The sequence below is a fragment of the Rhizobium sp. WYCCWR10014 genome (assembly GCF_001657485.1).
In the GTDB taxonomy this organism is placed as follows: Bacteria; Pseudomonadota; Alphaproteobacteria; order Rhizobiales; family Rhizobiaceae; genus Rhizobium.
Map to the genome: position 1 here is coordinate 1 of NZ_LXFU01000024.1, position 11,998 is coordinate 11,998.

An 11,998-nucleotide genomic window follows, 5' to 3' on the forward strand; every position below is an offset into this window, starting at 1 on the left:
GGTCTTCCATCCGCCACCGCAAGAGGCATTACAGCGCCAAGAGCGGGTAAAGGGAAGTTACAAAGGTGGCGGCAGCCGGATGAGGGGCGGTCTCTGCAATCTCCAGGGCCGAGGCGTCGAAGATGACATGCACTTAGTGACGTGGCTCCTCAGCGACCTTCCGTTACGGCAGGCACGTGCCTGACCGCTGCGACGCTACCCCTTTCGACAAGATGGCAGGCAAGCTCGACCCGGCGCCGCGGCGCGGCAAGGCCGAGCATCATGTCGCGCAGCAGATCGAGGGCGGTGGCGCCGAGTTCGCGCATCGGAATATGCACCGTCGACAGCGGCGGATTGAGAAAGGCCGACTGCGGCAGGTCGTCTATGCCCATGACCGAGATGTCCTGCGGGACGGCATAACCCATCGCCTGCAATCCGCGCACCGCGCCATTGGCAAGACTGTCGCCCGCCGTCAGGATGGCGGTGAAGGTGAGGCCTTTCTCGCGGACAAGACGGGTGACGGCTTCCGCGCCGAGTTCCGGCAACCAGTCGTCGACCTCGAGTACCAGATCGGTATCGGCCGTCAGCCCATGATGCTGCAGGGCGTCGCGCCAACCCTCCAGGCGCCGCTCGATCGTCCGTCGCCCCGGCCTCAGCATGAACAGGATGCGTTGATGCCCGGCCATGATCAGCCGCTCGGCGGCAATGAAGGCGGCCGATCGGTTGCAGGGCGTCACACTCGAAAGCCGCATATAGGGATCGTCGCTGTTGACGAGCACGACGGGCTTTCCAAGATCGGCGGCCGCCGCCAGCATTTCCTCTTCGTCGACGGTCAGGATCAGCATGCCGCCGAAATTCGGATCGTCACGCATCTCGGCGACGACGCGGGCTTCATCCCCCTTGTCGGCGATAGGGCGCATCGCCAGTTCGATGCCGAGGGCGGCTGCACGCGCATTCAATCCTTCGAGCACATAGAGAGTGAACTGGTTGCGGACATAGTCGATCATTGCCGCGCCGGAGGCGACGAGCATGACCTTCTTGCCGGCAACGCTCGCCGGCAGCGCGTAACTGACCGCACTTGCCGTTTCCAGCACCAGCTTGCGAATCTCCGGTCTGACGCCCTTTTCGCCGGCCAGCGCACGCGACACCGTGCTGATAGAGACGCCGCATCGGGCGGCAATATCGTCGAGGCGCGTGCGCCTGCCTTTTTTCTCTTCCGCCGCCATGTCGTCTCCTTGCTCCCAACGACTATGCAAAAATCTTTCAGATTGCGCAAATGGGATGCCTATGCACAATTGTTGCCTGAGGAGTCCGCAACAAGCGGCAGAGCAGGGAGGCTTTGAAATGTGGCGACGGTCCGTCCAAGCGTCGGCGTTTTACCCGGCGTCCCAAGGCTTGAGCATGATGCCGAAAAGTGTGAGCGGTTTTCGGGCGACATCATGCTCCAACTGTTCTGAGGCCGGCTGAAATATGACCCCTGAGCAGCAATCCCATCTCCGCCGCGCAACGGCGAAAGATAGCCCGATCGTCTACTGGCAGCTCGCCGACCTGTGGCAGGAGCGCTATGACGTCGCCGACCGTCCGATGGACGGCAGCATGGATCCCTTCTTCTTTGTCACCAAGACGAAGAACTTCATCCCGCATGAATATCCCTGCCGCACCGAATTCAAGAAATCCTTCTCCGGCCGGCGGCCGCAGCCGGCTGCCGAGTTCGACGCTGTCCGCTGGTGGCTTCCCTTTGCCTCCCCGCGTGTCGATCTCTCCGGCTTCTGGTTTCGCCCGACGCGCATCGGCTGCTGGGCGCGCACCTTCCTCGATGCCCGCTCAGTGGGGCCTGCGACGCTTCGCCTGTCGACCTGCGGCGGCGCGATCCTCTTCGTCAATGGCCGCGAGCAGGGCTTCATGGCGCCGTATCAGCGCAATCTTGAAGCCCAGCAGCTCTTCGAGATCGAACTGGCGGCCGGCCTCAACGAGATCCGAGTCTATTTCGACGATCTCGCCGAGCGCGACGCCCGCTTCTATTTCCAGCTGGACTATGTCGAGGGGCCGGAAGTTGAAACCGCTCTGCCTGTTCCCATCGCCGCCGGCGATGCGGATGCGCTGGAGGTCATCCTCGAAGGCATGCGCTTCGACCGCACCGCCTATCTCGGCGAAGATGTGACGATCCTCTTCCCCGTGCCGCTGCCGGTGGCGCTGAGCTGCCATGTCGAGATCGAAGGCGACTTCATGTCGATCGAGCGCTTCGACTATGATTTCGAGATGGAAGCGGGAGCAACCAAGCTGGAACTCGGCACTTCGGCGGATATGCCCGCCGATTTCCGCCAGTTCCGCATCACCTTCAAAACAGGCGCACTTTCGCTCGGTCGCACGCTTGGCGTCGAGATCTGTCATCCCCAACGCCAGGGGGAAGCACCCGCCGCCCTTGAGGACCGCGTCGCCGAGGCGCTGGCTGAGGTCGCCGGCCATTCCGAGCCTGATACGGTTTGCGCTTTCGCACGTCTTGCGCTGGGGCAGGGCGGCGAGGAAACCGAAGCGATGATCTCGGCCATGCTGCCGGTCATCGAGGATTGTCACGACTGCGCCGATTTCGTGCTGGTGCCGCTGCTCTTTGCCTATACACGCTGGAGCGATCTGCTGTCACCGGAGCTGCGCGACAGGATCGAGCAGGCCGTTCTCCACTACCGCTATTGGATGGACGAACCGGGCAACGACGTTCAGTGGTATTTTTCGGAAAACCACGCGCTTCTCTTCCATACTGCCGCCTATCTCGGCGGCAGGCTTTTCCCCGATTCCGTCTTCGTCCGTTCCGGCCGCACCGGCGCCGAGCAGATGCAGGTCGGCGAGCAGCGTGTTCGCGCCTGGCTCGATCATTTCGAGCGCTGGGAAATGGCCGAGTGGAACTCCGTTCCCTATTTCCCGATCGACCTCAAGGGCCTGACGGCGCTGGCCGCTTGCGCCCCGGATGAGACCATCCGCAACCGGGCGAGTGCCAGCATCGTCCGCCTGATGGAGATCGTCGCCCGCTCCGCCCATCACGGCATGCTGACCGGTAGCCAGGGCCGCTCCTACGAACATACGCTGCGCCCCGGCCGCTCGGTCGAACTCTCCGCCATTGCTCGGCTGCTCTGGGGCCGCGGCTGGTACGGCCGGCGTGTCCACTCTTTGCCGCAGCTTGCCGTCTGCATGCGCGATCATGGCCTGCGTTTTCCAGAAGCGCTTGCGGCGATTGCGGCGCACCAGTCCGACGACGCGCAGGAATGGACCTTTTCCCAGGGCGAGAACCGTTTTGCCGCCCTCTACCACTATAAGACCCGTGACACGGCGCTCGGCACCATCGCCCATTATCGTCCCGGCGCCTGGGGTTACCAGGAGACGGTGCTGCATCTGCGCTTGGGCGACCGGCCGGAAGCGCAGATCTGGATCAATCACCCCGGCGAAACCATCCAGTTCGGTTATGGCCGGCCGAGCTTCTGGGGCGGCTGCGGAACGCTGCCGCGCGTGCATCAGTATCGTGATCTGGCGATCCTCGATTTCGAGATCCATGAGGGCCAGCCGGATTTCACCCATGCCTGGTTCCCGCTCGAGGCCTTCGACGACACGGTGGTCGACGGCAATCTGGCACTCGCCCGCTCCGGTAAGGGAATTGCGATGCTGATCGGCAACGGCGCGCTGCAGCCGGTGAAACAAGGGCCGACGACAGATATCGAGCTGCGTCTGGCCGGCCGCGAGGGCCGCTGGATCGTCCGTCTCTCCGATGTCGGGCGCGAGGGTGGCCTTGACGGCATGCAGGCGCGTTTCGCCACGCTCTCGGCCCGCCGCGACGACGAGGGCGCCTTGATCGTTATCGATCCGGATTATGGCCGGGTCGTCTTCGAAGAAGACGGCACCGTGCGCGCCGAAGGCCGGATTCTTCGCCCGACGGACTGGTCGGTGCGGGGAGACGCGGTACATCTGAAGATACCGGGCAGGCAGCCTCGGCGCGCGGCCTCGTAGACGACGTGTCCGGCAGGTGGAGGACCGGCCGGGCGCAGGAATTCATCGGTCCAGTGGAGGAGAAAATGACCAGAATGAAATCGATCGGCGCGGCTTTTGCTGCAATTCTCTTGAGTTCCGTTGCCGTCCATGCCGGCGACGTACGCATCATGTGGTATTCCGACGGCGGCGAAGGCGAGGTGATCAAGGACCTGCTCTCGCGCTTCTCCAAGGCCAATCCCGACGTCAACGTCATCCTCGACGAGGTTTCCTACGACGTCGTCAAGGAACAGCTGCCGGTGCAGCTCGAAGCCGGGCAGGGGCCGGATATCGCCCGCGTCACCAATCTGAAGGCGCCGGCCCAGCACTGGCTCGATCTTCGGCCACTCCTTGCTGATGCGAAATACTGGGACGACAATTTCGGCGCCCAGGCCGACTGGATGCGTCCGGACGGCTCGAATGCCATCACCGGCTTCATGACGCAGCTGACGCTGACCGGCGGCTTCGTCAACAAGACGCTGTTCGAGCAGGCCGGCGTCGAGATCCCCGGCCCGAAAGCCACCTGGGACGACTGGGCGGCGGCCGCCAAGAAGGTCGCCGACAGCCAGAAGGTCTTCGCCATGGCGATCGACCGCTCCGGCCACCGCGTCTCCGGCCCGAACATCTCGTACGGCGCCAACTACATCGCCGCCGACGGCAAGCCGGCGCCGATCGATCAGGGCGCCAAGGACTTCCTCAGCCGCTTCGTCAAGTGGAACGAGGACGGCACCATCAACAAGGATGTCTGGGTGAGTGCTGCCGGCACCACCTACCGCTCCGCCGCCGAGGACTTCATCAATGGCGGCCTTGCCTATCTTTATTCGGGCAGCTGGCAGGTTTCGGGTTTCGCCCAGAAGATTGGCGACAATTTCGACTGGGTGATGGCGGGCAGCCCCTGCGGTTCGGTCGCTTGCTCCGGCATGCAGGGCGGCGCCGGTCTCGTTGCCGTCAAATACACCAAGAACCCGAAGGACGTCGCCAAGGTGATGGATTACCTTGCAGGTGCCGACGTGCAGAAGGAATTTGCCGAACGCAGCCTGTTCATTCCGGCGCATAAGGGCGTCGCCGCCGGGCAGATGGACTTCAAGACCGACAATCCGCATGTGCAGGCGGCGCTGAAGGCCTTCGTCGAAGCGGCCGGCCAGACGGCGGAACCCGCCATGAAGCTGCCGGGCTGGAAGTGGTCGGATGCCTATTACAGCGCCATCGTCGCCCGCATCAGCCAGGTGATCGCCGGCGAAATGAAGCTGGACGACGCCTATGCCCGCATCGACGAGGACATCAAGGCCAAGGTCGCCGGCAACTGACGGAAGAACAGATGACGGCGAAGACGGTTTCTTCTGAACCACCTGTCAAAACCGGTCTGCGACAGGCGCTGCTTGCGCCTGTCCGGCTTGCCATGGGGCTCGTCGACATTCCCATGCGCGGCTGGCAGAAGCTGACCGGGCTGAATGGCATGGCGGGCGTCTTCCTGGCGCCCAACATGCTGATCTTCACCGTCTTCGTGCTGCTGCCGCTGGTCATCAACTTCATCTATTCGACGACGAGCGGCAGCGCCATCTTCCTGCAGAACAGGACCTATGTCGGCGCCGACCAGTACCGTATCCTCTTCGATTGCGGCTCTTATCTCGACCCTTCGACCTGCGCGGCCGACACCTTCTGGGCGGCCGTGCGCAACACCGCCGTCTTCGTCGTCTTCCAGGTGACTGTGATGCTGGTCGCAGCGCTCGCAACGGCGCTGATCCTCAACCGTGAGCTTTCCAATCGCGGCTTCTGGCGCGCCGTCTTCTTCTTCCCGGTGCTTCTGTCGCCTGTCGTTGTCGGCCTGATCTGGAAATGGATCCTTCAGCGCGAGGGCCTGTTGAATTATGCGCTGAGCCCCTTCGGCTTCGAGCCGTTCTCCTGGCTCAGCGATCGTTTCTGGGCCTTCTTCTTCGCCGTCTTCGTCTCGGTCTGGGCACATATGGGCTTTTATGCGCTGATCCTGCTCGCCGGCCTGCAGGCGATCCCGCGGGATCTCTACGAGGCGGCGGCAATGGACAGCGCCCGTCCGATCCGCATCTTCCGGCGCATCACCCTGCCGCTTCTGATGCCGAACCTCATTGTCGTGCTGGTCTTGGCGCTGATCCGCGCCGTGCAGATTTTCGACGAGGTCTTCGTTTTGACCGGCGGCGGCCCGGGCACCAGCACCATGTACATCACCCAGTATATCTATGAGACCGGCTTTGCGAGTTCGCTGCGCAATCCGGGGCTGGCTTCCGCCGCCTCGATCCTGATGGGTTTCGTGCTCGTCATCCTGACGCTGGTGCAGCTCGGCGTCAGTAATCGCAACGAGAAGAAAGGAGCACGCCAATGAGCGCTGTCTCTGCCTTTCTGCTCCGCCGCCGCGGCCGAGGCTGGCACTGGACCGATGTCGTCACCTGGATCTGGTTGATCTCAGGCGTCTTCCTGATGTTCGGCCCGGCCGTCTGGCTGGTCTTCTCATCGTTCAAGACGCCGGCGGCCCTAGCCGAGTACCCGCCGTCCTTCCTGCCCTATGTCACCGAGCAGGCAGTGGTGCCGGGCTACGACAAGCAGCTGCCGCTTTATAATGTCGCAATGCCGGATGGCAGCACCCGCGTGCTCGCCGAAGTGCGCCGCATCGGCATCATCGGCCAGATGGTCGATCCGAAACAGCCGGGCGAAATCGTCAAGGCGAATATCAAGGACCGCACGCCGGTGCGCCAGGTCGAATTCGCCGGCGGCAACTACACCGAACCGTTCCAGCGCTTCGATTTCTTTCTGTTCCTGCGCAACTCCGTCTTCGTCACCGTCGTCGCGACGGCGATTACGCTGCTCGTCAATTCCATGGCCGCCTTCGCGCTGTCGAAATACCAGTTCCCCGGCCGCACCGCCGTCATGCTGATGATCCTGGCGACGCTGATGGTGCCGCTCTCGGTCATCGTCGTGCCGCTCTATTCCGTCATCGGTACCCTGAACCTCTTCGACAGCCTCTGGGGCGTCATCCTGCCGACGGTCGCGACACCGACAGGCGTGTTTCTGCTCAGGCAATACATGCTGACGATCCCCGACGAACTGCTCGACGCCGCGCGCATGGACAAGGCCAGCGAATGGCAGATCTACTGGCGCATCATCCTGCCGCTTTCGGCGCCGGCGCTGGCGGTGCTGGCGATCTTCTCGGTCGTCTGGCGCTGGAACGACTTCCTCTGGCCGCTGATCGTGCTCTCGCGCAAGGAACTCTATACGCTGCAGGTCGGCCTCAACGTCTATGCCGGCGAACTCAATGTGCAATGGCACTACATCCTCGCCATGACCGTCGTCTCGATGATCCCGGTCGTGCTGATCTTCGTCTTCCTGCAGCGCTTCATCACCACAGGCATCGCCGGCTCGGGGCTCAAATAAGCCAAGTTTAAGAAACAGGAGAGTGCATGAGCGGGCTCGAGCTCAGAAACATCGTCAAGAATTTCGGCGCCGTCGAGGTCATTCGCGATGTCTCGCTTCATGTCAACGACGGCGAGTTCGTCGCTTTCGTCGGCCCTTCCGGTTGCGGAAAATCGACGCTGCTGCGCCTGATCGCCGGCCTCGATAAGCCCACCGGTGGCAGCATCGCCATCGACGGCAAGGATGTTACCGCTATCAGCGCCGCCGATCGCGGCCTCGCCATGGTCTTCCAGTCCTATGCGCTCTATCCGCATATGAGTGTCAGGGAAAACCTCGCCTTCGGTCTCGAGAACACCAAGGTGGCGAAGGCCGAGATCGAAGCGCGCATCACCGACGCCGCACGCATGCTGGAGATCGAGCCCTTTCTGCAGCGCCGCCCGGGCCAGCTCTCCGGCGGCCAGCGCCAGCGCGTCGCCATCGGCCGCGCCATCGTGCGGCGGCCGGATGCCTTTCTGCTCGACGAGCCGCTGTCCAATCTCGACGCCGAACTCAGGGTCAGCATGCGTGCCGAACTAGCGGCCCTTCACGCCCGCCTGAAGGCGACGATGATCTATGTCACTCACGATCAGGTCGAGGCAATGACGCTGGCCGACCGCATCGTCGTGTTGAGAGGCGGCAGGATCGAGCAGGTGGGAACACCGCTCGAACTCTATAACAGGCCGACCAACCGTTTCGTCGCCGGCTTCATCGGCGCGCCGCACATGAATTTCCTGGAGGGCGCGATTGTCAGTCACGAGGGCGGTTTCGCCGAGGTCGAAACCGTCGGCGGCCACCGTCTTTCCGTCACTGCCAAGGAGGCACGCCCGACGGGCGAAAGGGTCAGCATCGGGATCCGCCCGCAACACATCACCCTTGCCGATGCGGACTCAGCGAGCAGACTGGACACCCGCGTTACCCTTGTCGAGGAACTGGGCTCGGAGACCGTCGTCCACGCCGACGCAGGCGGGAAGAAGCTGATTGCGGTCTTTGCCGGCCAGCAGCGGATGAGATCGGGCGACAGCCTGCCGCTGCATCTCGATCCCGATGTGCTGCACCTCTTCGGCGAGGACGGCCGGCGTCTGTCCTGATGTCCTTTGAGACCTGTTGTCATTTCGCCGGGACTATCACTCGCGATGTGGCAACCGGTCGAGCAATTTCTCCAGTGTGATCGGATATTGCCGCACCCGCACGCCTGTTGCGTTGTAGACCGCATTTGCGACGGCCGGCGCGACACCAGTCAGTCCCAGTTCCCCGACGCCTTTCGCTTTCACCGGCGATATCGCTGGATCTACTTCGTCGAGGAACACGGCTTCGAGATGAGGGATGTCGGCGTGGACCGGAACCTCGTAGCCGGCGAGATCGTGATTGACGAAGAAGCCGGATCTCTTATCGACCACCATCTCTTCCATCAGAGCCGCCCCGATCCCCATCGTCATCCCGCCGATCACCTGGCTGCGCGCGGTCTTGGGGTTGAGGATGCGGCCGGCGGCGCATACTGCGAGCATGCGGCGAACGCGGATTTCGCCGGTATAGACGTCGACGCCGACCTCGGAAAAATGCGCCCCGAAGGTCTGGATCGCCAAGCGCTTCGCCATATCGCCGAATTCCATGATGTCTTCGGCGACGAGATCGCCATCGGCGGCAGCGCTGGCGAGCAGCGCCCTTCGATTTCCGGACCGAACCTCACCGCCAATGAACTCTGCCTGTGCGGTGTTGAAGCCCAGACGCTGGGCGACCACCGACCGCAGCTTCGTGCAGGCAGCATAGACGCCTGCGGTGACGGAAGGTGCGCCCTGCTGTCCTCCAGATCCCGGTGTCTCCGGAAAGCTCGAATCCCCGAGCTTTGCCACCACGCGCTCGATCGGCAGCCCCATCATCTCGGCCGCCGTCTGCTGCACGATCGTATAGCTGCCGGTGCCAAGGTCCGTCATGTCGGTCTCGACCGTTAGCATGCCCTGGCGATCGAGACGAACCCGCGCTCCGGCCTTTGAAATCGGTGCCCCGCGGATCGCACCCGCCATGCCCATGCCGATCAACCAGTCGCCATCGCGGACTTGACCCGTCCCCGTTTTCCGCATGCTCCACCCGAAGCGTTTGGCGCCAGTGCGCAGGCATTCGACGAAGGGACGCGAGGAAAAAGGCCGATCGGCATTTTCTGGATCGACCTGGGTATCGTTCAGGACGCGGAACTCGACCGGATCCATGCCGAGCTTCTCGGCCATCTCGTCCATGGCGATCTCGAGCGCCATCAAACCGGGTGCCTCTCCCGGCGCACGCATGGCATTACCCTCGGCCAGGTCGAGCGTCGCCAGCCGGACAGCTGTCATCCTGTTCGCTCCCGCGTAGAGCGACCGTGTCGAAAGGGTGGTCGGCTCGGTGCGGCCGCCGGCGAGATTGCCCGACCAGCTCTCATGACCGACCGCCGTCAGCCTGCCGTCGCGCGTGGCGCCGAGCCGGATTCGTTGGATCGTCTTCGGCCGATGGATCGTATTGTTGAACATTATCGGACGTTGAAGCGCGATCTTCACCGGTCGCCGCACCATTCGCGCGGCAACGGCCGCCAGCACGAGATCTGACTGCACCGTGCCCTTGCCGCCGAAGCCGCCGCCGATGAAGGGTGAGATCAGCCGAACGTTTTCGCGCGGAATGCCGAGAATGAGTCCGAGATCGCGGGTTCCCCAATTCATCTGCTGGATTGAGGTCCAGCACGTCACCCGATCGCCATCCCAGGTCGCGATCGTCGCATGCGGCTCCATCATTGCATGCGCCTGGTCGGGAACAGTATAGGTCTCGTCAACTTTCACCTCCGCGGCTGCGAAAGCCTGGTCGAAGTCTCCGACCTGCGTCTCGGTCGGTCCACCAAACTCCATCTGCGGTGCAACCGGCGCGCTGTCCAGTTGCTCGGCGAGATCGAATCGGCCCGGGCTGCGCGCATAGTCGACGCGGATCAGCGAGGAAGCCGCGCGTGCCTGTTCGAAGGTTTCGGCCACCACGACTGCAACAGGCTGATGGTAGTGATCGACATCAGGGGCAGCCAACATGCGCTGGACATAAAATTTTCCGACACCAAGCGGACCGGCATTGCGGTGAGTAATGACGGCCAGCACGCCCGGTGCGGCCTCGGCGCGCCGGGTGTCGATCGATGAAATCCGGCCCTTGGCAATTGCCGCGCCAAGGATATAGCCGTAGGCAGCGTTTGGTGCGACGTTGTGATATTCGTAGGCGTAAGTCGCCGTCCCAGTCGTCTTGAGCTCTGCCTCGAAGCGGTTGTGAGGCTGGCCGAGGACGGTCATCCGGTCTATCGGGTTCGGTCCTGCAGGTGTGTCGAACTTCATGGATCAGCCCTCGCTTGCGCTATCACGTCGCTGAGCGTCCGCTCCACCAACAACAGCTTGAACGGGTTCTTGGCTGGCGGCTCCGCGCCTTCAGTAGTCCGTCAGCCGGTATAGTCGATGCTGGGACTCGTGCTCAGGGGCGAAGCAGTGGATCGCTCACGTGAGTAAATGGGTCACGCATCGGAAAGGATTAGCGGCTGTAAATTGCAAGACCTTATGAGTCTGCCTCACGAAACGGGAGCTTCCTGCCGAGATCAGGAGAGCAAGCGGCCTGCGGTGAGGCGCTCCCAGTTCGCATGCGCGAACTTCGCCTTGTCGGCGGCGTCGAGCTCCAGATCTTCGACAAATCGCCGCGCATCGCCTCCGGGGCGATACTGGTATGGGTAGTCTGTCGAGAACAGGATGCGGTCCACGCCGACGGTATCGATCGCCTGCCGCAAATAGGCGGGGCTGAACATGCCGCTGGCCGTCAGATAGAGATTGTTGCGGACATAGTCGAGGAATGGCCGCTGGAGTTTGGACACCCGATCCAGCATGACGAGCCGCTCGAGATAAAACAGCACCAGCTCACCCCAGTGTCCGAGGATGACCTGGAGGTTCGGGTGACGGTCAAAGACGCCGCCCAGGATCAGACGCACGAACTGGATGCCTGCCTCGAAATGCCATCCGAGGGCAAACGTGGACAGGGCGAGATCGATGGGAGCGCCGAAGCCCGCATAATAGGTGTCGCGAATGCTCGTCTGCGGGATCTGCGGGTGAATCAGAAGTGGGACATTGAGCTCCGCTGCGCTGGCGAATGTCGGCGCGAAGATCACATGATCGAGATTCTTGTCGCCGACCCGGCCGAACAGAACGGCACCTTTGCAGCCGAGTTCCTCGACGGCTCGCCGCAGCTCCCGCGCCGCCTCGTCCGGTTGCGCAAAGGAGAGAGCCGCCATCGCCTGGAAGCGGGAGGGATGAGCCGAAACAGCGCCGGCCAGAATGTCGTTGGCGCGACGAGCGAGTTCGACGCCGTGACGGCCGAGATTGTTGAGACCCGGGGTCGTCAACGAGAGAACCTGCACATCGACGCCGGTCTCGTCCATCAGAGCCAGCCGCTGCTCTCCAACATCCGCCAGCCGTTCGCCGAGCAGACCCGGATTGAGCCCAAGCGTCCCATCGTCGGCGCCGGGGATCGTGTTCCACCCATGCTTCACCTCATCGGGCAGGACATGCTCTTCGATTGCGATGATCTTCATTGGTGAATTCCTTCG

The 11,998-nt window shown here is 62.9% G+C and carries 8 protein-coding genes; 5 read left to right on the forward strand and 3 right to left on the reverse strand.

Annotation, left to right across the window (positions count from 1 at the left end):
- Positions 1-149: 149 nt before the first annotated feature.
- The gene (locus A6U98_RS02950; protein ID WP_064647930.1) at positions 150-1,205 is read right to left on the reverse strand and encodes a LacI family DNA-binding transcriptional regulator; all 1,056 of its coding nucleotides are present in this window, start codon (positions 1,203-1,205) and stop codon (positions 150-152) included.
- A gap of 244 nt (positions 1,206-1,449) precedes the next feature.
- Between A6U98_RS02950 and A6U98_RS02955 the strand changes: the two genes are divergently transcribed.
- From A6U98_RS02955 to ugpC, 5 genes are all read left to right on the forward strand, one after another.
- Positions 1,450-3,972, forward strand: a complete 2,523-nt coding sequence (locus A6U98_RS02955) for a hypothetical protein (protein WP_064647932.1) — start codon at positions 1,450-1,452, stop codon at positions 3,970-3,972.
- 65 nt (positions 3,973-4,037) lie between these two features.
- Positions 4,038-5,297: an ABC transporter substrate-binding protein gene (locus A6U98_RS02960; protein WP_064647934.1), complete on the forward strand. Its 1,260-nt coding sequence runs from the start codon at positions 4,038-4,040 to the stop codon at positions 5,295-5,297.
- 11 nt (positions 5,298-5,308) lie between these two features.
- Positions 5,309-6,346 (forward strand): sugar ABC transporter permease, encoded by a 1,038-nt coding sequence (locus A6U98_RS02965; RefSeq protein ID WP_064647937.1) that lies wholly within the window; start codon positions 5,309-5,311, stop codon positions 6,344-6,346.
- The gene (locus A6U98_RS02970) at positions 6,343-7,392 is read left to right on the forward strand and encodes a carbohydrate ABC transporter permease (protein WP_064647939.1); all 1,050 of its coding nucleotides are present in this window, start codon (positions 6,343-6,345) and stop codon (positions 7,390-7,392) included. The genes A6U98_RS02965 and A6U98_RS02970 overlap by 4 nt, the downstream gene beginning before the upstream one ends.
- A gap of 26 nt (positions 7,393-7,418) precedes the next feature.
- Positions 7,419-8,498: a sn-glycerol-3-phosphate ABC transporter ATP-binding protein UgpC gene (ugpC, locus tag A6U98_RS02975; RefSeq protein WP_064647941.1), complete on the forward strand. Its 1,080-nt coding sequence runs from the start codon at positions 7,419-7,421 to the stop codon at positions 8,496-8,498.
- Between the two features lie 36 nt (positions 8,499-8,534).
- On the opposite strand, the gene paoC is transcribed toward ugpC, so the two are convergent.
- Both paoC and A6U98_RS02985 read right to left on the reverse strand, forming a co-directional pair.
- A complete protein-coding gene (paoC, locus tag A6U98_RS02980; RefSeq protein WP_064647943.1) occupies positions 8,535-10,745 on the reverse strand; it encodes an aldehyde oxidoreductase molybdenum-binding subunit PaoC in 2,211 nt (736 codons plus the stop codon).
- A gap of 254 nt (positions 10,746-10,999) precedes the next feature.
- Entirely contained in the window at positions 11,000-11,983 is a 984-nt protein-coding gene (locus tag A6U98_RS02985; RefSeq protein ID WP_064647945.1) for an amidohydrolase family protein, read from the reverse strand.
- Positions 11,984-11,998 lie beyond the last annotated feature (15 nt).